Source organism: Microbispora sp. NBC_01389, from assembly GCF_045040095.1.
In the GTDB taxonomy this organism is placed as follows: domain Bacteria; phylum Actinomycetota; class Actinomycetes; order Streptosporangiales; family Streptosporangiaceae; genus Microbispora.
The window spans coordinates 6,217,073-6,240,137 of the sequence record NZ_CP109552.1; the positions used below are offsets into that span (position 1 = coordinate 6,217,073).

Annotated in this window: 17 protein-coding genes; 4 read left to right on the forward strand and 13 right to left on the reverse strand. The window is 73.6% G+C overall.

The window, feature by feature from the left end; translation table 11 throughout:
* Positions 1 to 22 precede the first annotated feature (22 nt).
* From OG344_RS27450 to OG344_RS27460, 3 genes are all read right to left on the reverse strand, one after another.
* Positions 23 to 5,284, reverse strand: a complete 5,262-nt coding sequence (locus tag OG344_RS27450; protein ID WP_405085569.1) for a beta-ketoacyl synthase N-terminal-like domain-containing protein — start codon at positions 5,282 to 5,284, stop codon at positions 23 to 25.
* A 61-nt stretch (positions 5,285 to 5,345) separates the two neighbouring features.
* Positions 5,346 to 7,106 (reverse strand): fatty acyl-AMP ligase, encoded by a 1,761-nt coding sequence (locus OG344_RS27455; RefSeq protein WP_405085570.1) that lies wholly within the window; start codon positions 7,104 to 7,106, stop codon positions 5,346 to 5,348.
* The gene (locus OG344_RS27460) at positions 7,096 to 8,340 is read right to left on the reverse strand and encodes a cytochrome P450 (RefSeq protein ID WP_405085571.1); all 1,245 of its coding nucleotides are present in this window, start codon (positions 8,338 to 8,340) and stop codon (positions 7,096 to 7,098) included. The genes OG344_RS27455 and OG344_RS27460 overlap by 11 nt, the downstream gene beginning before the upstream one ends.
* A 505-nt stretch (positions 8,341 to 8,845) precedes the next feature.
* Between OG344_RS27460 and OG344_RS27465 the strand changes: the two genes are divergently transcribed.
* On the forward strand, positions 8,846 to 10,111 hold the full coding sequence (locus tag OG344_RS27465) for a glycosyltransferase (RefSeq protein WP_405085572.1): 1,266 nt from the start codon (positions 8,846 to 8,848) through the stop codon (positions 10,109 to 10,111).
* Positions 10,112 to 10,148: 37 nt separating this feature from the next.
* The gene (locus tag OG344_RS27470) at positions 10,149 to 11,417 is read left to right on the forward strand and encodes a cytochrome P450 (protein ID WP_405085573.1); all 1,269 of its coding nucleotides are present in this window, start codon (positions 10,149 to 10,151) and stop codon (positions 11,415 to 11,417) included.
* Positions 11,418 to 11,459: 42 nt separating this feature from the next.
* Here OG344_RS27470 and OG344_RS27475 read toward each other — a convergent pair whose 3' ends face one another.
* The 7 genes from OG344_RS27475 to OG344_RS27505 all read right to left on the reverse strand — a co-directional run bounded on the left by OG344_RS27475 (position 11,460) and on the right by OG344_RS27505 (position 18,685).
* Complete coding sequence (locus tag OG344_RS27475) at positions 11,460 to 14,177, reverse strand: DEAD/DEAH box helicase (protein WP_405085574.1); 2,718 nt, start codon at positions 14,175 to 14,177, stop codon at positions 11,460 to 11,462.
* Positions 14,178 to 14,342: 165 nt separating this feature from the next.
* Positions 14,343 to 15,227 carry a diacylglycerol/lipid kinase family protein gene (locus OG344_RS27480; RefSeq protein WP_405085575.1) on the reverse strand — a complete coding sequence of 295 codons (885 nt, stop codon included), beginning with the start codon at positions 15,225 to 15,227 and terminating at the stop codon, positions 14,343 to 14,345.
* A gap of 48 nt (positions 15,228 to 15,275) precedes the next feature.
* Positions 15,276 to 16,142 (reverse strand): twin-arginine translocase subunit TatC, encoded by an 867-nt coding sequence (tatC, locus tag OG344_RS27485; RefSeq protein WP_405085576.1) that lies wholly within the window; start codon positions 16,140 to 16,142, stop codon positions 15,276 to 15,278.
* 40 nt (positions 16,143 to 16,182) lie between these two features.
* A complete protein-coding gene (gene tatA, locus OG344_RS27490) occupies positions 16,183 to 16,506 on the reverse strand; it encodes a Sec-independent protein translocase subunit TatA (RefSeq protein WP_405085577.1) in 324 nt (107 codons plus the stop codon).
* Between the two features lie 64 nt (positions 16,507 to 16,570).
* Entirely contained in the window at positions 16,571 to 16,759 is a 189-nt protein-coding gene (locus tag OG344_RS27495) for a hypothetical protein (protein WP_405085578.1), read from the reverse strand.
* A 34-nt stretch (positions 16,760 to 16,793) separates the two neighbouring features.
* Positions 16,794 to 17,747 (reverse strand): WYL domain-containing protein, encoded by a 954-nt coding sequence (locus OG344_RS27500; RefSeq protein ID WP_327046170.1) that lies wholly within the window; start codon positions 17,745 to 17,747, stop codon positions 16,794 to 16,796.
* Positions 17,744 to 18,685 carry a helix-turn-helix transcriptional regulator gene (locus OG344_RS27505; protein ID WP_405085579.1) on the reverse strand — a complete coding sequence of 314 codons (942 nt, stop codon included), beginning with the start codon at positions 18,683 to 18,685 and terminating at the stop codon, positions 17,744 to 17,746. Before OG344_RS27505 ends, OG344_RS27500 begins: the two co-directional genes overlap by 4 nt.
* Positions 18,686 to 18,723: 38 nt before the next feature.
* Here OG344_RS27505 and OG344_RS27510 point away from each other — a divergent pair, with 38 nt between their 5' ends.
* The gene (locus OG344_RS27510) at positions 18,724 to 19,833 is read left to right on the forward strand and encodes a DUF3866 family protein (protein ID WP_405085580.1); all 1,110 of its coding nucleotides are present in this window, start codon (positions 18,724 to 18,726) and stop codon (positions 19,831 to 19,833) included.
* Here the strand turns inward: OG344_RS27510 and OG344_RS27515 are convergent.
* Both OG344_RS27515 and OG344_RS27520 read right to left on the reverse strand, forming a co-directional pair.
* Positions 19,779 to 20,255 (reverse strand): DUF3291 domain-containing protein, encoded by a 477-nt coding sequence (locus OG344_RS27515; RefSeq protein WP_405085581.1) that lies wholly within the window; start codon positions 20,253 to 20,255, stop codon positions 19,779 to 19,781. The two genes, OG344_RS27510 and OG344_RS27515, sit on opposite strands and share 55 nt — an antisense overlap.
* A 45-nt stretch (positions 20,256 to 20,300) precedes the next feature.
* Positions 20,301 to 20,987, reverse strand: a complete 687-nt coding sequence (locus tag OG344_RS27520; protein ID WP_405085582.1) for a helix-turn-helix transcriptional regulator — start codon at positions 20,985 to 20,987, stop codon at positions 20,301 to 20,303.
* A 78-nt stretch (positions 20,988 to 21,065) separates the two neighbouring features.
* Between OG344_RS27520 and OG344_RS27525 the strand changes: the two genes are divergently transcribed.
* A complete protein-coding gene (locus OG344_RS27525; protein WP_405085583.1) occupies positions 21,066 to 21,941 on the forward strand; it encodes a chitosanase in 876 nt (291 codons plus the stop codon).
* A 118-nt stretch (positions 21,942 to 22,059) separates the two neighbouring features.
* On the opposite strand, the gene OG344_RS27530 is transcribed toward OG344_RS27525, so the two are convergent.
* A complete protein-coding gene (locus OG344_RS27530; RefSeq protein ID WP_327046177.1) occupies positions 22,060 to 23,022 on the reverse strand; it encodes an FKBP-type peptidyl-prolyl cis-trans isomerase in 963 nt (320 codons plus the stop codon).
* Between the last annotated feature and the right edge of the window lie 43 nt (positions 23,023 to 23,065).

Genomic DNA, 23,065 nt, shown 5'->3' on the forward strand with positions numbered 1-23,065 from the left:
GCGCGGTCACGGACGCGGGTGGTCAGCGGAGTAGCTCCAGCTTCTCGGCCAGCCGCCTGATCAGCTCGTCCTGTTCCTCCAGCGGGTCGTGCCCGTGCGGCGCCGCTCCCGCCTCGGCGGCGTGGGGCGGGTCCACCGGCAGGGGCAGGTCCGCCGGCAGGGGCGCGCCCGCGGCGGCCACCGGCCCGCCGTCGCCGCCGGCGGGGCCGGGACGGCCGGAGAAGGGGGCCGGCGGCCCGGCTGCCTCCCAGGCTGTGTCCCCGGCCGTGTTCCCGGCTGCGTCCCCGGCCGTGTTCCCGGCCGTGTCCCCGGCCAGGGCGACGGCCAGCTCCTCGATGGTCGGGTATTCGTAGACGAGGGTCGGCGGCACCTCGCGGCCGAGGCGCCGCTCGATCCGGGCGCGCAGCTCGACGCTCATCACCGAGTCGAGCCCGAGCTCGAACAGGCCGACCCTCGGATCGATCTCCTCCGGATCGGCGACCCGCAGCACGGTGGCGAGCTCCGCGCGCAGCATCCCGCGCATGCCGTCCACGGCGTTCACGGGGCTCAGGGGGCTCAGGGGGCTCAGGGGGCTCACGACGTCCGGGCGGGGCACGGCCTGGGCCTCCGAGGTCCCGTCCGCGCCGCCGGGGACGGCCGCCCACGGTGTGGCGGCCCGCGGTGCGGCGACCCGGCCGCCGTCGTCGCGGACCGGCGCCGGGCTCCCGTCCGCCGACGCGGCCGCCGGAGACTGAGCCGCCGGAGACTGGGCCGCGGCCGTCCTGGCCGCACCCGCGACCGTGTCGAGCACGGGCACCGCACGGCCGGACCGGTAGGCGCCCGCGAGCACCGGCCAGTCGACGGCCGCCACCGCGCGGTGGGTCACGTCTCCGGTCAGCAGCGAGCCGAGGATCGCCAGGCAGTCGCCGGGCGGCATGAGACGGAATCCGTCGTCGCCGACCAGGTCGACGTCGGGCGAGTCCGGCACGTCCCAGGCGCCCCAGCCGACGCTCAGCGCCGGCTCCCCGGCGCGGGTGCGCTCGTGCGCCAGGGCGTCCAGGAAGCCGTTGGCCGCGGCGTAGTGCCCGCCCGATCGCCATCCCAGGCAGGCCACGGCGGAGGAGAAGAAGACGAGCCGGGACACGCCGCGGCCGGCGCACAGCCGGTGCAGCAGCCAGCCCCCGCGCACCTTCGCCGCCAGCCTCGCGTGCGCGTCCTCGGCCCGGGTGGTGGCGAGGCGGCCGATCCCCCGGCTCGTGGCCAGGTGATACACCTCACGCAGCGGCGGCAGGTCCCGCCCGAAGCGCTCGAACAGCGCCCTCATCGCGGCCTCGTCGGCGACGTCCGCCCGCACCGTCGTGACCTCGACGCCGAGGTCGGCCAGGGCCCGCAGCCCGGCCTGGTGCCGGGGGCCGGGGCCGGTGCGTCCGGTCAGGACCAGGTGGCGGGCGCCGCGCCCGGCGAGCCACCGCGCGACCTCCGTCCCGAGGCGGCCCAGGCCACCGCAGACCAGGTAGGCGCCCTCGGGGTCGGCGTCCGGAGCGGGACCGGGGCGGGCGGGCTCGGCGGCGGTGAGCCGGGCGACGAAGCGCCTCCCCTCCCGGTAGGCCACCTCGTCCTCCGGCCCCGCGGCGAGCAGTTCGTCGGCCAGGCAGCGTGCCACCAGCGCGGGGTCGTCGGCGCCGACGTCCAGCAGGCCGCCCCACAGGCCGGGGTGCTCCAGCCGCACCGTCCGGGCCAGGCTCCAGAGCGCCGCCGACGCCACGTCGACCGGTTCGCCGGGCCCGGACACGGGCTGGGCGCCCCGGGTGACCCACCAGGTCCGCGCCCGGTCGCCGAGCCCCGCCGCGGTCAGGCCGGCGACCAGCGCGGTGGTCCGCGCCAGCCGCTGTCCGGCGAGGTCCGGCGGGCTCTCCTCATGGTCCTCACGGGTGTCGGTGAGGGCGCGCAGGTCGACGACGAGCCAGGGCTGCGCCCCCTCGCGCAGGCGCCGCAGCACGTGCTCGTCGAGCCGGTCCGGCCGGACGAGGAGGCATCGCCGTCCGCGCCGGGCCAGCTCGACGACGACCGCCGTGCCGTACGGGCCGTCGTCGGTCAGCACCAGCCAGCCGTCGTCACGGGCGGCGGGCGCCGCGGGCGGCGGAGCCGGGTGCCACGTCACGGCGTACTGCCCCGGCGGCGCGGCCGGTAGCCGGGTCGCCGCCGGCTCCGCCGTGGCCGACGCGGCGGACTCGGCAGACGCGGCCGGAGCCGCCGCGGCGGACGCCGCCGGCTCCACCGTTGTGGACGCGGCCGGAGCCGGGCCGGCGGGGCGGCGCTCCTGCGGGGTGAACCAGTACGGCCGGTGCTGCCAGGGATAGGACGGCAGCGGGACGATCTCGCCCCGCGGGTACCGCGCCGACCAGTCCACCGCGACACCCCGGCAGTGCAGCTCGGCCAGCGTCTCGAGCAGCGATCCCCACGACGGCGCGTCACGCCGTACGGAGGGCAGGACGGCCGGCCGCGCGGGCCCGCGGGCGGGCAGCGTGCGGTCGATCGAGTGGGCCAGCACCGGATGCGTGCTGATCTCCAGGAACACGCCGAACCCACGCGCGGCCAGGTCCTCGACCGCGGGCCGGAAATGCACGGTGTGCCGCAGGTTGCGCAGCCAGTAGGCGGCGTCGGCGACCGGGTTCCACACCCCGGGGTCCACGGTGGACACGAACGGGACGGCCGGCGTCCGCGGCGTGATGCCGCTCAGCTGTTCCCCCAGCTCGGCCAGGATGGGTTCGACCAGCTCGGAGTGGCCGGCCACCCGGGTGGTGAGGCGGCGGAAGCGAATGCCCTCGGCCTCGCACCGCTCGCCCAGCGCGGCCAGCGCCTCGGCCGGCCCGGACACGACGACCTGTCCGGGCGCCGCGTCCACGGCGACCGCGAGGCCGCTGCCCGACTCCCGGAGCGCCCGCTCGTACGACAGGTCGACCGACATCATGGCCCCGCGGCCGGTCAGCGTCTGCAGCAGCCGGGCCCGCCGGCAGATCACCCGGGTGGCGTCCGGCAGGTCCAGCGCGCCCGCGACGTACGCGGCCGCGACCTCGCCCGCGCTGTGCCCCACGACGGCGTCGGGCGTGACACCGGCGGACCGCCACCAGGCCGCCAGCGCGACCTGCACGGCGAAGGCGGCCGGCAGCAGCACGTCCAGCCGGTCTTCCGGCGCGGTCGCGCGTTCCCGCAGGATGTCGCGGACGTCGAAACCGGCCTCCTCGGCGATGAGCGGCGCGACCTGGTCGATGGTGTCCCTGAACGGGCCGGGCACGGCGTACAGGGCCCGGCCGGCCTCGCCCGGGTCCCCCGCGTACCCGGCGAAGCACCACGCCACCATCGGCGCGACACCGCGGGCCAGCCCGGCCCGCACCCCGGCCGGATGACCGCCGTCGGCGAAGGCGCGCAGCCCGGCCGTCAGTTCGTCCCGGCTGTGCCCGACCACGGCGAGCCGGTGCTCCAGGTGGGTCCGGCGCCGGGCCGCGGTGAAGCACAGGTCGCCCAGTGACGCCTCGAGCTCGACGGTCTCGGCCAGTCGCCGGGCGGACCGCGCCAGCGCACCGGCGTCGCGGGCCGACGCCATCAGGACGTGCGGCCTGCCGGCCGCCGGGTCCGGGCCGGGGGTGACCTGCGGCGTCTCGGCGTTCGCCACCACGACATGCGCGTTGGTGCCGCCGAAGCCGAAGCTGCTCACGCCGGCGACCCTCCGGGCGAAGGCGGCGGGCCAGTCGGTCACGCCGGTGGGCACGAAAAACGGCGTCCTCTCCATCGGGATCCGCGGGTTGGGCCGCCGGAAGTGCAGGTTGCCGGGGATCCTGCCGCGCTGCACGCACAGTGCCGCCTTGACCAGCCCGACGAGCCCGGCGGCCGCCTCCAGATGCCCCATGTTGGTCTTCACCGATCCGAGCGCGCAGCGGACGCCGTCGTCGCCGAACACCTCGGCGAGCGCGGCGACCTCGATCGGATCGCCGAGCCGGGTGCCGGGGCCGTGGGTCTCCACCAGGCCGACGTCGGCGGGCGTGACGCCCGCCTCCCGCCAGGCGTTGCGCACGACGTCGGCCTGCGCGGCGGCGCTGGGCGCGGTCAGGCCGTTCGTCCGCCCGTCCTGGTTGACCGCGCTGCCGCGCAGCACCGCGATGACCGGGTCGCCGTTCCGGACGGCGTCGGAGAGCCGTTCCAGCAGGACGACGGCCACCCCCTCGCCCCTGACGATGCCGTCCGCGTCGGCGTCGAAGGCCCGGCATCGCCCGGTCGGCGAGATCCCGCCGAGGAGGCCGTAGTTGAGCCCGATGACCGGGGACAGCGCGAGACTCACCCCGCCCACGAGCGCGGCGTCGCTCTCCCCGTTGCGCAGGCTCTGCGCGGCCAGATGCACGGCCACCAGCGACGACGAGCAGGCGGTGTCCACCGAAAGGCTCGGTCCGCGCAGGTCGAAGGCGTACGACAGCCGGTTCGCGGCGATGCTCAGCGCGCTGCCGGTGCTGGTGTAGGCCCCGATTCCGGCGCCCTCCGCGTCCTGCATCCGGCCGTAGTCGTAGTTGGCGATCCCGACGAAGACCCCGGTCCGGCCGGTCCGCAGACGGTCCAGCGGCACGGCCGCCCGGTCGATCGCCTCCCAGGCGACCTCGAGCAGCAGCCGCTGCTGCGGATCCATCGCGACGGCCTCGCGCGGCGAGATGCCGAAGAACCCGGCGTCGAACTCGTCGACCCGCTCCAGCAGCGCCCCCCAGCGGCACGCGCCCGGATCCGCGCCCGCCCGCCGGACGGCCTCGGCGTCCAGCGGCCAGCGCTCCGGCGGCGTCTCGCGCACGGCGTCGGCTCCGTCGCACAGCAGCCGCCAGAAGCCGTCCGGGGAGTCGACGCCGCCGGGGAGCCGCAGCCCGATGCCGACGACCGCGATCGGCTCGGCGCCCGGCCCGGCATGCGGCCCGTGCGGCCCGGAGCCGTCCGCCGCCGCGGGTCCTTGCTCGGCGGCGAGTACGCCCCGCGCGCCGGCGGCGGAGTCCGCGCCGAGGAACCGCGCCAGCCGCGCCGGGCTGCCGTGCTCCCAGACGACCTCCGCCGGCACCGTACGGCCGAGCCGGTCCTCCAGGGCTCCGTGCAGCGAGACCAGCGCCCGCGACGACAGCCCCAGATCCCGGAAACTCGCCTCCGGGTCCACCTCGTCCGGCGCGATCCTGGCGGCCGCCGCGATCTGCTCGGCGAACCACGCCTGCAACGCCACCGCACTGAGCCGCCCGGCGGCCACGGCCTCCGGGCCGCCGATCGTTTCCCCGTTCGCCATCAGATCCCCATCCCCGACGCGACGGCCCTCTCCGGGCCGCCGATCGATTGCCTGCTCGCCATCAGTTCCCCACCGGCGCGGCCGCCGGCTCCGCGAACACCGGATCGGCCGCGAAAGCGCCCTCCGCGTAGAGCCGCCGGCTCTGGCGCCGCTGCAGTTTCCCGCTGGTCGTGCGGGGCAGCGCGCCGCGCCGGACCAGCACGACCTCGTACGGCGGCACGCCGTGACGGTCGGCGAGCGCCCGGCGCACCGCCGCGCGCACCGCCGCCGGCGTGTAGCCGGGGGCGCGCCGGTCGACCTCGGCGAGCACCACGAGGGCCTCCCCGTCGGCCGTGTCCACGGAGACCGCCGCGACGCCCCCCACGACGACGGCCGGATGCGCCTGTCCGGCGGTCTCCTCGACGTCCGCCGGGTGGTGGTTGCGTCCGTCGACGATGATCAGGTCCTTCAGCCGTCCCACGACGAAGATCTCGCCCTGGTCGAGGAATCCCAGGTCTCCCGTACGCAGCCAGGGACCGGGCCCCGCCTCGTCGCGGGGGAGGAACGCGCCGGCGGTGCGTTCCGGCCGCCGGAAGTAGCCGGCGGTGACGTTCGGCCCGGACACCCACAGCTCGCCGGCCCGGCCCGGCGGGCACACCTGCCCGGTGTCCGGGTCGACCACCCGGACCTCCTGGCCGGCCGGGACGCCGCAGCCGACCAGGACGGCGGTGCGCTCCGCCCCGGCGTCCCCGGGCGAACCCGGCCCGCCGGGCCGGACCTCGCCGCGGCCGAGCGCCGCGCGGTCGACCGCCAACCGCCGGGGCGGCCCCGACGCCCGGAACCCGGACACCAGCACGGTCGCCTCGGCCAGGCCGTAACTGGGGCGGAAAGCCGCCGGGTCGAACCCCTGGCCGGCGAACGCCTCGGCGAACAGGTCGAGGGTCCGCGGCCGGACCGGCTCGCTGCCGTTCCCGGCGATCCGCCAGCCGCGCAGGTCCAGTCCGGCCCGCTGCGGCGGGGCGATCCGCTGCACGCAGTGCCGGTAGCCGAAGTCGGGCGACATGGCGTTGGCGTCGGCCTGCTCGGAGATCAGCTCCAGCCAGCGGCGGGGGTGGCGGATGAACGTCCCGGGCGTCAGGTGGATCGAGCGGATCCCGGACAGCGCCGGCAGCACCACCATGCTCAGCAGACCCATGTCGTGGAACAGCGGGAGCCAGTTGACCAGGACGCTGCCGGAGGACACGGCGTAGGCGCGCTGGATCTGGCCGACGTTGGCCACCAGGTTGCGGTGGGTGACGACGACCCCCGCCGGGTCGCCGGTGGAGCCGGAGGTGTACTGCAGCAGCGCGGGCTCGTCACCCCGTGCCGCCATCGGCTCCGCCTCCACCGGTCCCGGCGTGCGGACCTCGTCGACGAGCGCCAGCCGCGGCGTGCGCAGGACGCCGCCGTCCAGCCAGTCGCGCACCGCGCGGCGGTGCCGTGCCGTGGTCAGGACGAGGGCCGGATCCGCGTCGCGGACCACCGAGTTCAGGCGGGCGGCCGTCCGCTGGGCGTCGGGCGGATACAGGGGAACGGCGATGGCTCCGGCGTACAGGCAGGCGAAGAAGGCGACCGGGAACTCCAGCCCGGACTCCTGCAGGATGGCCACCCGGTCTCCGGCCGTGGTGTGCCGCCTGATCTCGGCGGCCAGCGCCGTGGCCCGCGCGTCGAGATCGCCGAAGGTGAGGCGCTCGGCGGGCAGGCCGGCGCGCTCGCCCGCGAGCTCGAAGACGGTGGCGCCGGGGGTCCGGCGGACGTGCCGGCGCAGCAGCTCGACCGGTCCGGGCGAGGTGTCAGCGGCCACCGCGGGCACCTCCCATCGCCGGCTGCCCGGCCGGGGCCGCAATCCGTCCGAGGCCGTGCGGCGCGACCGGGAGGGAGTTCAGGCCCCGCAGCGTGATGCTGGGATGCCAGGTCAGCTCGTCCCGGGGCACGGCCGGCTCCATACGGGGATAGCGCCGCAGCAGCTCGCCGATGGCGATCCGGCTCTGCAGCCGTGCCAGCGGCGCCCCGACGCAGTAGTGGATCCCCGCGCCGAACCCCAGATGGGGGTTGGCCGGCCGGGTGACGTCGAGCCGCTGCGGATCGGCGAACCGGGCGGGGTCGCGGTCCGCCGCGGCCACCACGGCCATCACCAGCTCCCCCGCCGGGATCAGCACCCCGGCGAGCTCGACGGGCTCGCCGGTGACCCGCAGGCTGCAGATCATGACCGATCCCTCGTAGCGGACCAGTTCCTCGATCGCGCCGGGGAGCAGGTCCGGCCGGCGGCGGAGCAGCTCGGCCTGGTCCGGGTGGTCCAGCAGGGCCAGCGTGGCGTTCCCGATGAAGTTGACGGTCGTCTCGTGCCCGGCGATCAGCAGCAGCAGCGCCATCGCGATGAGCTCCGGCTCGCTCAGGCACCCGTCGCCGTCGCGGGCCTCGATAAGCGCGCTCAGCAGGTCGGAGGTGGGCCGGGCACGCTTGTGCCGGATCAGCGCGCCGAGATACTCGCTCAGCTGGTCCAGCGCGGCCCGCCGGCCGGCCGCGAGCTCCTCGGCCGACCGGGCGGGCCCGTGGTCGGAGACCAGCGGGAGCGACCACCGCCGGAAGTCCTTGCGCTCGGCCGCCGGGATGCCCAGCATCTCGCAGATCACGGTGGTCCCGATGGGCACCGCGAACCGGCCGACGAGGTCGATCTCGTCACACGCGTCGAACTGCTTGAGCAGTTCGTCCACCACGGTTGTGATCATCGGCTCGTATCCCGCCACCCTGCGGGGCGTGAAGGCCTTCGACACCAGCCGGCGAAGCCGGGTGTGGCGCGGCGGATCCGAATAGAGCAGGTGCTTGCCGACGAAGCGGTTGAGGCCCCCCAGCCCGGGGTCGGCCTCCTCGATCGGCACGGGCCATCGCGCCGGTTCCTTGACGAAGCGCGCATCGGTGAGGACCAGCCGGACCTCGTCATAGCTGGTGACCAGCCAGACGGGCACGCCGGCCCGGTAGACCCGCCGGACGGGCCCGGTCCGGCGCAGATAGTCGTACGCGGCGTACGGGTCACTCACGAATTCCCGTGAGTAGAAACCGGGAAGAGCGGAGCCTGATCGCGACATTGGCATTCCCCTGGCAGCTTCGGCGTCCGGGGTGATACGCCGGACGCCGCCGGCAGACCTCACGAGGTCCCGATACGCCCATGGTCACCGCCCGCCCCGGAGAATCAAACTCCTAAGCGCCGCGGCGGCACCCCTGTCACCCGCCCGCGAATCCAAGGGTTGCCCTCCCCATTTCCCCCGCCAAGCGGAATACGAACAGATCAGGCCAGTTCAGATGGGTGAAACCGCCGGCCGTAACCGGCCGTAAGGCTAGGGGTTGCCCGGCCTTCCGGCGCTGCTTAACCTGCCAAATGTGGCCAATTCGGGAATGCGCATCACACCAGATCGACGCCCCATCCTCTTCGCCGCGGCGGCACACTCCGGGTTGCTCAATCCACTTGTCTCAATCGCCGGAGAACTGTCCCGCCGGCAAATTCCGGATCTGCATTTCGCCTCCGAGGAGGACGCCCGGCGGCCGGTGGACGCGGCGGGCGCGGGCAGCCCGATCTCGTTCCATTCCTGCGGCGAAAAGATGATCAAGGTCGACGGCGCGATGTACGCCGCCATGACCCGGGGCCCGCGGACCACCGCCGGCACGGTGGCACTGGCGCGACTGGTGCGTGACAGGGCGGTGCTGCGGACGTTCTTCCGGCACACCGTGGAGCAGATCGACCGGATCCGTCCCCGTCTGATGGTGATCGACAACCTGAACGTCGGCGCGATCGACGCGGCCTGCGTGCGCCGGGTGCCGTTCGTGCTGAGCATCGCCTTCCCCCCGAGCGGGGTGTACCTCGGGCGGCTGCCGTGGAGCTACCCGACCCCGACGTCCGGCCTGCCACACCGGATGAACGGGACCCAGCGGATCGCCAACGTCGCGTTCCGGATCCGGATGCGGGCGGCGATGCTGCGCTGCGCCGACCTCGCGGCCGCCCGCGAGCGGCGGGCGCACGGCATCGCCAACGTCTTCGCCGACCCGGAACGGCACAGCGACGACGCCGTCGCGGTGCTCGGCTACTCCGTCTTCGGGCTGGAACACCCCTTCGCCGCTCCCCCGCACCTGCACATGGTGGGCGCCGTCGTTCCGCAGGAGCCGGCGCGGGCGGACCGGGACGACGAGCTGAGCGGCTGGCTGGACCGGCACGAGTCGGTCGTGTACGTGAACATGGGCACCTTGATCAAGCTGTCCGCCGTCCAGTTGCGGGAGTTCGCGGAGGCGCTGCGGCGGATCGGCCCCGGCAACCAGGTGCTGTGGAAGCTGCCCGCCGACCAGAGGGCGCTGCTGCCCGCCGAGCTGCCGGCCAATGTCCGTACGGTCGAGTGGGTGCCGGCGCACTTCGGGGTGCTCACCCACCCGCACGTGCGCGCCGTCGTCTGCCACGGCGGCAACAACATCTTCCACGAGGCTCTCTACTGCGGGCAGCCCATGCTGGTCATGCCGTTCTGGCTGGACTGCTACGACCTGGCGGCCCGCGCCGTGGACTCCGGCGCCGGGCTGGCCCTGGACAGGCCGCCCGCCTTCGACGCCGCCGAGGTCTCCGCCAAGCTGCTCCGGCTGCTGTCCGGCGATTCCTACCGGCGGCGCAGCAGGCACTGGGGCGACCGGCTCCGGCAGGCCGGGGGCGTCGCGCGGGCCGCCGACATCGTCCTGCGGGCGGCCGCCCGCCACACATCCGGCGACCGGCTGACCGCGGTACGGCCACAGGACGCCGCGGTCGCGGCGGCCCCGGACGCACGAGACCGATGACGACGACACAATGACGACGACAAGGAGGTGATCCAGGATGGACCTGCAGTCCGCCCTGGCATGGCTCATGGGCCCCGAGGGGATCGAGGATCCCTATCCGGCATATCAGGCGTTGCACGAGCACGGCCCGGTCGTGCAGGTGACCGACAGCATGTTCGTCGTGGTCGGCTACGACGCGGCCAACCAGATCCTGCGCGACCCCTCCATCTCCGTGGTGAACGAGGCGCGCCTGGAGCGCGACTGGCCGGCCTGGCGGGCGAACCGGGCCGCGACGCTGCTGACCGAGACGGTGCTGCTGACCGATCCTCCGGACCACGGCCGCGTCCGCCCCCTGCTCGCCGGCTGGTTCAGCGCGCGACGGGTGGCGGACATGCGGGGCTTCATCCGCGAGCAGTCGGACCAGCTGGCCGACGGCGTCGCCGGACGATGCGCCGACGACGGCGTCGCCGACCTCGTGAAGGACTTCGCGCTGCCCCTGCCGGTGCGGATCATGTGCGACATCCTCGGCGTGCCGCCCTCCGACCATCGCTGGTTCGAGGAGCGCGCCGGAGACCTGCTGATCGTGATGGAGGCGTCCCCGGAGCCCGGGGAGCTGGAGCGGGGGAACCGGACGACGCAGGAGATCGAGGCGTACATGACCGACCTCGTCGCCGCCCGGCGCCGCAGGCCGGCGGACGACCTGCCGAGCGCGCTCATCGCCGCCCACGACCGCGACCGGACGGCCCTCACCGCCCAGGAGATACTGTCCCACCTGGTGCTGCTGATGGCCGCCGCACTCGACTCGACCGCGTACCTGCTGGCGAACGGTCTACTGCACCTGCTCCGGCACCCGGAGCACGCGACCCGGCTGCGCGCGGACGACGGGTTCGCGCAGCCGTACGTCGAGGAGCTGCTGCGCTGGGACACGCCGTCGCAGTTCACCGTGCGCCGGGCCACCTCCACGATGCGGGTCGCGGGCGCGACGCTACCGCCGGACGCCGAGATCCTGATCCTCCTCGGCGCGGTGAACCGCGACCCCCGGCGCTTCGACTCGCCCCACGAGTTCCGGCCCGACCGGCCCGGCAACCACTCGCTCTCCTTCAGCGCCGGCCCGCACTTCTGCTTCGGGGCACCGCTGGCCCGGCTGGAGGCGCAGATCGCCCTTCCGGCGGTCCTGCGCCGGCTGCCGGACCTCACGCTCGCGGGAGAGCCCACCCGGCTGAACCGGCGGGCCATCCGCTGGTACGACCGCGTCCCCGCGACCGTCCCCGCGACCGCCACACGGACCACCACGGGAGCCGTACCGGGGACCGTCAGAGCGGCCTGACGCGGCGGCGTCAGGCCGGGCGGCACCTCACGGATAGCCCGATCAGCTCACGGAGGAGTAGGCGACGACTCCGCGGCGCATGGCGTCGACGGCCTTGCCGGCGTTCTCCGCGACCTTGCCACCCCGTGGCGCGGCCTCCCTGATCTGCCCGAGCAGGTCGAGCAGCTGCTTGATCCAGCGGACGAAGTCGCCCGCCGCGAGGTCGCAGTCGGTCAGCACGGCGTCGAGGCTGTGGCCCTTGGCCCACCGGAAGGCCGCCCAGGCGAAGCCGACGTCGGGCTCGCGGACGAACGACAGCCCGTGATCCTCTTCGATGCCCTCCAGCTCGCCGAACAGGCGCACCATCTCCGCGAGCGCGTCCCGGGCCGCGCCGGCCGGGATCTTGGGGCTGCGCATGTCGTCGGACTGCCGTGACTCGTAGACCAGCGCCGACACGCAGGCGGCCAGCTCTGCGGGGTCGAGCCGGTCCCACCCGCCCGACCGCAGGCACTCGGAGGTGAGCAGGTCGAGCTCGGTGTAGAGGGAGGCGAGCCTGCGGCCCTCCTGGGTGACGGTCTCGCCCTCCAGGTAGCCGAGCTGGTCGAGCACCCCGCAGACCCGGTCGAAGGTCCGCGCGATGACGTGGGACCGCCCCTCGACCCGGCGGCGCAGGCCCTCTGTCTCGCGGAGCAGCTTGTAGTAGCGCTCGGCCCACCGGGCGTGGTCCTCACGCTGGTCGCAGCCGTGACACGGGTGCTGCCGCAGCTCGCGCCGCAACTGCAGGATCTCCTCGTCCTCCGCCGCGTGGTCGCGCGCCCGGGGCGGCTTGCCGAGGTCGCGGTCGCCCAGCTTCGCGTGCACGGTCGAGACGAGGTTGGCCCGCTCCTTGGGCGAGCGGGGGTTGAAGCCCTTTGGGATCCTGATCGTGTCGACGGGCTCCACCGGCACCGGGAAGTCGGCCGCCGACAGCCGCTTCACCTGCTTGCCGATCGTCAGCACGAGCGGCGCCGGCCCCTCGTGCCCCCGGGCGTTGGTGCCCGGGTCGAGCACGACCGCGATGCCCGCGCGCCGCCCGCCCGGCACCCGGATGACGTCCCCGGGCTTGAGCTCCTCAAGGGACTGCACGGCCTGGGCCCGCCGGGCCGCGCCCCGCTGGCGCGACAGCTCCGCCTCGCGGTCCGACAGCCGCCTGCGCATCGCCGCATACTCCTGGAAGTCGCCGAGGTGGCAGGTCATCGCCTCGGAGTAGCCCTCCAGGGCGTGCTCCGCCTTGCGGAGCTGGCGGGCCAGCCCGACCACGGCCCGGTCGGCCTGGAACTGGGCGAAGGAGTCCTCCAGCAGCGTCCGGGCCCGCTCCCGGCCGACCTGCCCGACCAGGTTCACCGCCATGTTGTACGACGGCTTGAAGCTGGAGCGCAGCGGGTAGGTGCGGGTGCCCGCGAGGCCGGCGACCGCGAGGGGGTCCATCCCCGGCTGCCAGACCACCACCGCGTGGCCCTCGATGTCGATGCCGCGCCGCCCGGCCCGTCCGGTGAGCTGGGTGTACTCCCCCGGGGTGAGGTCGGCGTGGGTCTCGCCGTTCCACTTGTCCAGCTTCTCGATCACCACCGACCTGGCCGGCATGTTGATGCCGAGCGCCAGCGTCTCGGTCGCGAAGACCGCCTTCACCAGGCCCTTGGTGAACAGCTCCTCGACGACCTCCTTGAACGCGGGGAGCATGCCCGCGTGGTGGGCCGCGAGACCGCGCTCCAGGCAGTCGCGCCATTCGAGGTAGCCGAGCACCGCGAGGTCCTCGTCGGGCAGGTGGGCGGTGCGCTCGTCCACGATCTGGCGGATCTCGTGGCTCTCGGTCTGGGTGGTGAGGCGCAGCCCGGAGTAGAGGCACTGCATGACCGCGGCGTCGCAGCCGTTGCGGGAGAAGATGAAGGTGATCGCCGGAAGCAGGCCCTCGGCGTCGAGCTTCTCGATCACGTCGGAGCGGCTCGGGGTCGAGCCCCGGCCGGGCCGCGAGTAGCCCCGCCTGCCCCGGGCCTGCGCCAGCCGCATCTCGTCACGGGAGATCCGCATCAGGGACGGGTTCACCCGCAGGACGTCGTCGCCCTCGTTGACGAACAGGTCGTACATCTGGTTGCCGACCAGCATGTGCTGCCACAGCGGCACCGGCCGGTGCTCGTCGACGATGACCGTGGTGTCGCCGCGCACCTCGCCCAGCCACTCGCCGAACTCCTCGGCGTTGCTGACCGTCGCCGACAGGGCCGCCACCCGCACCGACTCCGGCAGGTGGATGATGACCTCCTCCCACACCGCGCCGCGGAACCGGTCGGCGAGGTAGTGGACCTCGTCCATCACGACGTACGCGAGACCGGTCAGCGTGTTCGACCCCGCGTACAGCATGTTGCGCAGGACCTCGGTGGTCATCACGACGATCGGGGCCTCGCCGTTGACGCTGTTGTCACCGGTGAGAAGGCCGACCCTGCGCGCGCCGTACCGCCGGACGAGATCGTTGTACTTCTGGTTGGACAACGCCTTGATCGGCGTGGTGTAGAAGCACTTGCGGCCCTGCTCCAGGGCCAGATGAACGGCGAACTCCCCCACCACCGTCTTGCCCGACCCGGTGGGCGCGGCCACCAGCACGCCGTCCCCCGCCTCCAGCGCCTGGCAGGCGTCGATCTGGAACTCGTCGAGCTCGAAGTCGTAAAGTTCGCGGAACGAGGCGAGAGCCGGCCCGGAACCGGACTGCCCCTCACGGAAAGCGGCGTAGCGTTCCGCTGGCGTACTCATACATCAACCCTACCGATAACCGGATTCCGGGCTGTGCTTCCCGCTTCACCATCGGGGCGCTCACACCCGCCGTCTTCCCTCGTCGCTCGTCCCTCGCTCCTCAGTCCAGATCGGCGGCGCGCCCCTCCGGTTCGCTCGGAGCTTCCCGCTTCACCATCGGGGCGCTCAGGATTCGGGGGCCAGGACGTGGAGGGCGGCGGGCTCGACCACGCAGGTGAGGGGGGCCGGGCCGATCCGCTCGCCGTCGGCGTACGCGACGGTGTCCGGAGCCTCGATCTCCACCCGCCGGGCCCGCCGCAGGGTCGCCGCCGGGTGGCCGACGTGGGTGCCCCGGTAGACCCGGGGGAAGGTGCGGAGGAACTCGCCCTTGGAGATCGCTCCGAGCACGAGCACGTCGAGCAGGCCGTCGTCGGGCCGGGCGTCGGGGCACACCCGCATCCCGGCGCCGTACGAGCGGGTGTTGGCCACCGCCACGAGCATCGCCTCGCGTTCGACGGTCTCGCCGTCGAGGGTGATCCGGAACGGGATCGGCGTGAACGAGCGCAGCTCCCGCGCGAGCGCGACGAGATATCGGGCCATGCCGGGCGGCCACGTCATGACGTTGGCCCGTTCGTTGACGCGGGAGTCGAACCCACAGGCGAGAACCCCGGCGAACCACTCCCCCGTACCGGTCCTGCCCGCGTCCACGGTCCTGGACGCGCCGCGGGTCACGACGTCCGCCGCGGCGAGGAGGTCCCGGCGGGGGACGCCGAGGGCGGCGGCGATGTCGTTGCCGGTGCCCGCGGGCACGATGCCGAGCGGAACGGACGTCCCGGCCACCGCCTGTACGGCGAGGTGGACCAGGCCGTCGCCGCCGAAGGCGACGAGCGCGGCCGGTCCGGCGGCGACCGCCGCGCGGGCCCGGTCGAGCGCGTCCGCGGCCGAGGTCCCGACGACCACCGAGAGCGGACGGCCGCCCGTGCGCAGCCGCCGCAGCACCGGGTCGAGCAGGCGCAGCGTACGGCCGCCGCGGGCGGCGGGGTTCACCAGGACGACGATCTCATCGCGCACACGCGGAACCTACCGCCGCCCACGCGGCCGCACCAGAGGAATCCCCGGTCAGTCTCCGGCGTCCACCGAGGCAGCCGGGTCCGCCGCGGCGGACGGCCCGTCGAGCTCCTCCTCGATGGCCCGTGCGTGCGCCGCCTCGGCGGCGTCGCGCCTCTTGTCGTGGAAGTACATGAAGGCCTCCGCGACGAAGAACAGCCCGACCATCGGGATCGCCAGGGCCAGCATGCTGATGGGGTCCTGGCTCGGCGTCGCGACGGCCGCGAAGACGAACATCAGGAACACGACCATGCGGGTGTGCTTGGCCACCGTCTTGTACCGCAGCACGCCGATGATGTTGAGGAACACCAGCACCAGCGGCAGCAGGAAGGAGACGCCGAAGATCACGAGCATCGCCAGCGCGAAGCTGAGGTACTCGCTGATGCTCACCAGCGTCAGCGTGCCCTCGGGGGCGAACCCGAGCAGCAGCGCCAGGCCCTTGTCCATCGTGACGTAGGCCAGGGCCGCTCCGGCGGTGAACAACGGCACGGAGAGACCGAGGAACGCCACGGTGTACCGGCGCTCGTTCTGGTACAGGCCCGGGGTCACGAAGGCCCAGAGCTGGTAGATCCAGAACACCGCCGACACCACCAGGCCGAACATCACCGCGACCTTGAGGTTCACGAAGAACGAGTCGAAGACTCCGTTCACCACCAGGATGCACTGGTCCTTGTTGAACTGGTGGGCCTGCGGCAGGCGGCAGTACGGCTGCTTGAGGAAGTTCCAGATCGGCTCGAAGTAGATAAACCCGAGCACCGTTCCGGCGACGACCGCGAGGATGGCCTTGATCAGCCGGTTGCGCAGCTCGCGGAGATGCTCCATGAGCGTCATCCGCCCGTCCTCCGACGTGACGGGAGTCGACCTTTTCAGCAGCGCCATCTAGCTCGTCCTGGGATCGGTGGGGTGAGGCGGGGGGAGCCTAGTTGGAGCGCGGCTCGTTCTGCGAGCTCACCGGCTGCTGCGCCTCGCGCAGCTTCCGGTTCTCCTCCTCCAGCGCGCGCAGCCGCTCCTCGACCGACGGGGTGGTCGGCGGGATCTGCGCCGGCGGCGGGGCGACGGTCTCGGCCTGGGTCTTCGCCGTGGACCGCGCCTCGTCCTCCTCGCTCATCTTGCTGGTCTCCTTCTTGAACAGGCGCAGCGACTGCCCCAGAGCCTTCGCGGTGTCGGGGAGCTTCTTCGCGCCGAAAAGAAGGATCACAACCAGGAGGATCACGATCAATTCAACTGGTCCGAGATTGGGCATGTCGTGTCCTTACCGCGAGGGCCGTACCTACTCCCCCGATCGTACGCGCAGAACGGCCTGAAGTTCACCTGCTGTCCGGATCGGCTGTTGGGCTGATCTTGGAAAACTCCGTCTCACGGGCCACGGCCCGGCTCCGCGCCCGGTCGACCTCGGCCCGCAGCGCCCGCGCCGCGGACAACACCCGGGCGGCCGGCCAGGCGAGGACGGCTAGCCCCGCCACGGCCGTCCCGGTGAGGGCGAAGATCCAGGTCATGCCGGTCCTCTCGCAGGTCAGACAGGATGCGGAGTCAGACCGCGGTCTCGTAGGCGGCCAGCGCCTCGGTGGCGGCGGCGGACACCCGCCCGGCCAGGGACGCCGGGGACACCACCCGGCCGCTGTCGCCCAGCCGGAGCGCGAGCCGTACGAGCCAGGACTGGTCACGACCCCGCAACGATACGCGCAGGCGGCCCTCCCCCAGCTCGGCGACCTCCTCGCACGGGTAGTACTCGGCGACCCAGCGCCCGGTGGGGGTGAGCTCCAGCTCCACCACCTCGTCCCCGTCCGACGGCCGGAAGACCCCCCGGGTGACGTCCATCGGCTCGGCCTCGGCCGGCGGGTCGGCGGCCACGTCGAGCACCTCGACGTCCATGATCCGGTCGACCCGGAACATCCGCATCGCCTCCGCGCGGTAGCACCACCCCTCCAGGTAGTGCTGCCCGTCCACGAGCACCACCCGCAGCGGGTCGACCTCCCTGGGGGTGATCTCGTCGCGGCCCGGCACGTAGTAGCGCAGCGAGAGCCTGCGGCCCCGCCGGGCGGCGTCGGTGATGACCGCGTGGGCGTCCGGGGCCGCGCCGATCTCCACCTGGACCTGGCTGCTCACCGTGGCGGCGCCCTCGCCGGCCGCCTGCTCCAGCTTCGCGATGACCCGTCCGAGCACGTCGCGGTCCTGGAACTCGGGCAGCTCGTCGAGCATGCGCAGCGCGACGAGCAGCGCGCTCGCCTCGTCCACGCCGAGCTTCAGCGGGCGGGCGATCGCGTCGGCGTTGTCGATGAGGATCTCGCCGCCGTCCCACGAGACGTCGATCAGGTCGCCGGGGGTGTGGCCGGGCAGACCACACATCCAGACGAGCTGGAGGTCGTCGACGAGCTGCTTCTCCGACAGGCCGAACAGCCGCGCCACCTCGGGCACCTGCGCGCCCGGATGCGACATCAGGTACGGCACGAGCGCGAGCAGCCGCGGCAGCCGGTCCGAGCTCACTGCAGGGCCCCCTTCAGACGACGGATCACGGCCTCGCGGGCGTCCGGCGGCCCGACCACCACGGCGTTGCGGCCGAGACTCGCCAGCCAGCCCGCCAGGCGCTCGGGGTCGGCGAAGGTCACCTCTGCCTCGTCCCACTCCGCCGGCCCGGTCCGTACGGCCTGGGCGGCGTGGCGCAGCCCGAGACAGGTCCCCTTGCGCACGCGCACCAGCGCGACCCGCTCCGTGGGCAGGTCCTGGTAGCCCACCATCGACCGCAGGTCGAGCCCCTCGGGGACGGTGAAGGCGCCCGGCCGCCCGAGCGTGGAGACGGCCCCGGTGATCCGGCTGAGGCGGAAGACCCGGGGCGCGCCGCGGTCACGGTCGTGGCCGACGAGATACCACCTGCCGCGCCGGCTGACGACGCCCCACGGCTCGACCGTGCGCCGCAGCACCGACTCGCTGCCGGCCGAGCGGTAGTCGAACGTCACGGCCCGCCGGTCCCGCACGGCCTCCCACAGGGCCGGGAACGCCGGGTCGCGGGTGTCCACCCGCAGCTCCAGGGGGCTCTCCGGGAGGTCGGCGTGCACGCCCCCGGCCGTGAGCTTCAACAGGGCTCCGCTGGCGGCCTCCGCCAGGCTGGCCCGCTGCCACACCTGGGCGGCCAGGCCGATGACGGCGGCCTCGTCCGGCTCCAGCGTGATCTCGGGCAGTTCGTAGGACTCGCGGCTGATCCGGTAGCCGGGGTCGTCCTCCCACGGGTCCTTGTGGACCTCGATCGGGATGCCGATCTCGCGCAGTTCGTTCTTGTCGCGCTCGAACATGCGCTGGAAGGCCTCGTCGTTGTCCGGGTCGTACCCGGGCACGGCCTGCCGGATCTGCTCCGCGCTCAGCGGCCGCCGCGTCGCGAGCAGGCAGATCACCAGATTGAGCAGCCGCTCGGTCTTCCGCCGCGACATCGGGCCTCCCTTCCGTCGGAAACGCTACCCTTTCCGGCGTGATCAGATGGCGCAAGGGCGAGGTGGTGCGGGTTCGGCGCGAGTGGCCGGGGGCGGTGGAACTCGACGTCGCCGTCGCCGAAGGCGAGTGCCGGGCACTCGCCTATCCCCCGCTCGTCGGACGCCCTGAGGTGGGCGACACCGTCCTGCTCAACACGACCGCCCTCGCCATGGGCCTCGGTACGGGAGGGTACGCCATGGTGGTGGCCGTCCCGGACCGTTTGCCGCAAGATCCTTCCGGCCCCGGCCACCTTGTGAAGGCACGCTACACCCCCCTGCAGGCCACCGTGCTCGGCGCGGACGAGCAGGGCTCCCCCCACCACGAGGCGCTGCGCGAGGCCGACTCCGTCGACGGCATGCCGGTCGTGGTCGCCGACCTGCACTCCGCGCTGCCGGCGATCCTGTGCGGCCTGTACGCGGGCTCGGGCTCCCCCCCGGCCTCCCTCCCGGCCTCCCCCGCGGGCTCCCCGGGGATCAGGGTGGCGTACGTGATGCAGGACGGCGGGGCCCTGCCGGCCTGGTTCTCCATGTCGTGCGCGAAGCTGCGGGAGGTGGAGTGGCTGTGCGGGGTCGTGACGACCGGCCAGTCGTTCGGCGGTGACGTCGAGGCGGTCACGCTGCACACCGGCCTTCTCGCGGCCCGCCACGTGCTCGGCGCCGACGTCGCGGTGGTGGCGCAGGGCCCGGGCAACCTCGGCACCGGCACCCGCTGGGGGTTCTCCGGCGTCGCCGCGGGCGAGGCGGTGAACGCCGCGGCCGTGCTGTCCGGGCGGCCGGTGGCCGCGCTCAGGGTGAGCGAGGGCGACCCGCGCGAGCGGCACGTCGGGGTGTCGCACCACTCGATCACCGCGTACGGCCGGGTGGCGCTGGCCCCGGCCCAGGTCGTCGTGCCCGACCTGCCCGGCGCGTTCGGGGCGGCCGTACGTGAGCAGGCCGCGGCCCTCGCCGGCCGGCACGAGATCGTCACGGTGCCGGTGGACGGCCTGCACGAGGCGCTGAAGGCGTCACCCGTGCGGCTCTCGACGATGGGCCGCGGCCTGGAGGAGGATCTCGCCTACTTCCTCACCTCCGCCGCCGCCGGGCGGCACGCCGCCTCGCTGCTCTCGTAGAACTCACGGAACGTGAACGCCTCCGGGCCCGCCCCTTCGGCCCGGAGGACGCTCAGGCGCGCCATGGCCTCGTCGACCGCCGGAAGGTGTCCCTCGGGCACCCACCACAGCACCATGTACGGCTCGGCCATCCGGTGGAACCACTCCCGGCGGCGCCGCATCACCTCGAGGTGAGCGCTGCGGTAGGCGAAGTTCCACAACGTCTCGCGCGACTCCCAGACCGAGAGGTTCACGAGCAGCAGTGATCCGTAGTCGTGCTGGATCATGTCCGTGGGCAGATCGCCCTCCTGCATGCGCCAGACGAAGCCGGGCGCGGAGTCCGACACCTGGTAGATCGGTTCCAGGGCGGCGAGGAAGCCGGCCAGGGCGGGCGAGTCGAGGGGTTCCCGGAGATGGGCGACGTTCAGCTGGGCCAGATGCATGCCCCGATTCTAAGTCAATCTTCGTTGGTTTTAGAAGGTGCGGCCTCAGAAGGGGACGGCCTTTTCTGCGGCGCCAGCCGGGCCGAAGGCGACGCAGCACTCCTCCGGGCGCGGGTCGAGCATCGCGGTGATCCCCGTCTCGCCCAGCCCGGCCAGCAGTCCCCGGCACAGCGCGAGGTTCATCGAGCACACGAGTACCGGATGACTCTCCGCCAGCACGTGGAAGGGACAGTTGCGCAGCCGGATCCGCCCGTCCTCCTCGTACGGCTCGTAGCCCCGCTCCCGCAGCACCTCCACGAGATCGCCGGCCCCGCCGGAGGCCGCTTCGGAGGCCGCTACGGAAGCCAGGCGCTCCCCGGTCCGGCGGGCGGCCTCCTCGGCCTTCTCCTCGCCGCCCAGCAGGTCGACGGTCTCGGCCAGCACGAGCGCGAGCGTGCGGTAGTCGCGGGGCGGCAGGCTCACGGACCGCTCCTCGCGCGCCCGCCGGTAGACCTTGGCCGGGCGCCCGCTGCCCGGGCCCGTCCTGCCGGTGAGCCGCCGGAAGCCCGCCTCCAGCAGGCCCGACTCGACCAGCTTGTCGAGATGGAAGGCCGCCAGCGTGCGCTGTATCCCGACGGCCTCGGCCGCCTCGTTGCGGCCCACGTCCCGCCCCCGCTCGCTCACGAACCGGTACAGCGCCCGCCGCACCGGATCGGCCAGCGCGCTCATCGACTCCAGGTCGTCGCTCACCACAGCGGGAGTCTAGGTCGTATGCTGCGGGTCACCCGCGGGCGGAGCGGCGCGGCGCGGGCGGAGAACGGAGTGACACGCGTGACATCCCCCCTGATCAGGCATGCCCTCCGGCGGGCGGCCCTGCTGCCGGCCCTCGCTGCCGTGGCGGCCGTCACCCCCGCGACGGCGGCGCCGGGCGCGCACGCGGCGTCCGGCCCAGGCGCGTCCCCCGGGCCCGCCCTGTCGATCACCGTACGGCCCGCGCCGACCGGCCTCACGGACGCGAGGAAGAAGGAGATCGCGATGGAGATCGTCTCCAGCGCGGAGAACTCCTCACTCGACTGGAAGGCGCAGTACGCGTACATCGAGGACATCGACGACGGGCGCGGCTACACGGGCGGGATCATCGGGTTCTGCTCCGGCACCGGCGACATGCTCGGCCTGGTCGAGGGCTACACCAGGCGCAGGCCCGGGAACGCGCTCGCCGGATATCTGCCGGCGCTGCGGAAGGTGAACGGCACCGACTCGCACCGGGGACTCGGACCCGGCTTCGTGGAGGCCTGGCGCCACGCCGCGGCCGACCCGGTCTTCCGGCGGGCGCAGGACACCGAGCGCGACCGGGTCTACTTCGGCCCGGCCGTCGCGCGGGCCGAGGCCGACGGTCTGCGCGCCCTCGGCCAGTTCGTCTACTACGACGCGATGGTCATGCACGGTCCCGGCGCCGACCCGGTCAGCTTCGGCGGCATCCGCGGGACCGCCATGAGAAAGGCGAGGACTCCCGCCCGGGGCGGCGACGAGGTGACCTATCTCAACGCGTTCCTCGACGCCCGGAAGGCGGCGATGAAGACCGAGGAGGCGCACGCCGACACCAGCCGGGTCGACACGGCCCAGCGGGTGTTCCTCCGGAACGGCAACCTCGACCTCGACCCTCCGCTGCGCTGGAAGGTCTACGGCGACGCCTACGAGATCAGCTGATCAGTCGCCCGCCGGCCGGGACCTGGCGGGACCGCCGGGCGCCTCCGGCGAGACGCGGAGACCCACGCGGCCTGCTCCCGCCCGGCGAGCGGGCGGGACCGGGGCGGGTGCGACGCGGTCAGGCCGCGCCGAGGACGTCGACGACGAAGACGAGGGTGTCGGTGCCCTTGATGCCGCCCTGCTCGTTGCCCTTCTTGCCGTAGCCGAGGTCCGGCGGGATCGTCAGGAGCACGCGGCTGCCGACCGGGACGCCGGTCAGGCCCTGCGCCCAGCCCTTGACGACCTGGTTGAGGGCGAACGTCGCGGGCTGGCCGCGGTCCCAGCTGGAGTCGAACTTCTTGTCGGTGCCCCAGATCTTGCCGACGTAGTGGGCGAGGACCGTCTGGTCGGCCTTCACCTCCGGGCCGCCGCCCTTGATCACGGTCTTGACCGTGAGCTTCTTCGGGGCCTTCTCGCTGGTCTTGGTGGTCAGTCCGGGACCCTTGTCGCCGGCGGAGTTGTCCAGCTTGACGCCGGTGACGTCCGGGTCGACCGCGGTGCCCTGGACCGACTTCAGCGCGGCCCCGACGACGTCGATGACCAGCACCTGGGAGGTGCTGTCGAAGTCCTGGCCCTGCTGCTTGGCCTGGGTGACCTGGTCGGCGGTGAGGTTGTCCTTGGCGACGACGGCCATCACCCGGCCGCCGGGCTTGGCGCCGATCAGCGCCTCGTGCAGCGCCTTGGGCAGCTGCGGGCTGACCGTCACGAACTCCGACTTGCCCTGGTCGTAGTCGGAACCGGCCGCCTTGTTCTCCTTGCCGTCCCAGTTGTAGACCGTGACCTTCGCGGTGATGACATCGCCGTCCGCGGCGGGCGTCCCCTGGCCCTCGAGCACCTTGAGAGAGGCGGAGGTGAGAGGGGGCTTGCCCGAGGGGAAGGTCAGGGTCGGCTTCTGGCCGGCCTCACCGGTCACCTTGATGGCCGAGGCGGCCGCCTGGCCGCTGGAGGCGGGGCTCGCGGTGGACGCGCTCTTCTGCGCGGTTCCGCAGGCGGCGGCGAGCAGGAGAGGCAGGGCGGCGACGAGTGCCGTACGACGGCGCATATGGGAATCCTCAAACAGACAGCGGGTCCGGGCCAGGCTACCC

Coding starts and splice junctions, on each gene's coding strand:
- OG344_RS27495 (WP_405085578.1), bottom strand. CDS start 16,759: ATGACCTGGATCTTCGCCCTCACCGGGACGGCCGTGGCGGGGCTAGCC.
- OG344_RS27475 (WP_405085574.1), bottom strand. CDS start 14,177: ATGAGTACGCCAGCGGAACGCTACGCCGCTTTCCGTGAGGGGCAGTCC.
- tatC (WP_405085576.1), bottom strand. CDS start 16,142: ATGGCGCTGCTGAAAAGGTCGACTCCCGTCACGTCGGAGGACGGGCGG.
- OG344_RS27470 (WP_405085573.1), top strand. CDS start 10,149: ATGGACCTGCAGTCCGCCCTGGCATGGCTCATGGGCCCCGAGGGGATC.
- OG344_RS27450 (WP_405085569.1), bottom strand. CDS start 5,284: ATGGCGAACGGGGAAACGATCGGCGGCCCGGAGGCCGTGGCCGCCGGG.
- OG344_RS27530 (WP_327046177.1), bottom strand. CDS start 23,022: ATGCGCCGTCGTACGGCACTCGTCGCCGCCCTGCCTCTCCTGCTCGCC.
- tatA (WP_405085577.1), bottom strand. CDS start 16,506: ATGCCCAATCTCGGACCAGTTGAATTGATCGTGATCCTCCTGGTTGTG.
- OG344_RS27505 (WP_405085579.1), bottom strand. CDS start 18,685: ATGTCGCGGCGGAAGACCGAGCGGCTGCTCAATCTGGTGATCTGCCTG.
- OG344_RS27515 (WP_405085581.1), bottom strand. CDS start 20,255: ATGCATCTGGCCCAGCTGAACGTCGCCCATCTCCGGGAACCCCTCGAC.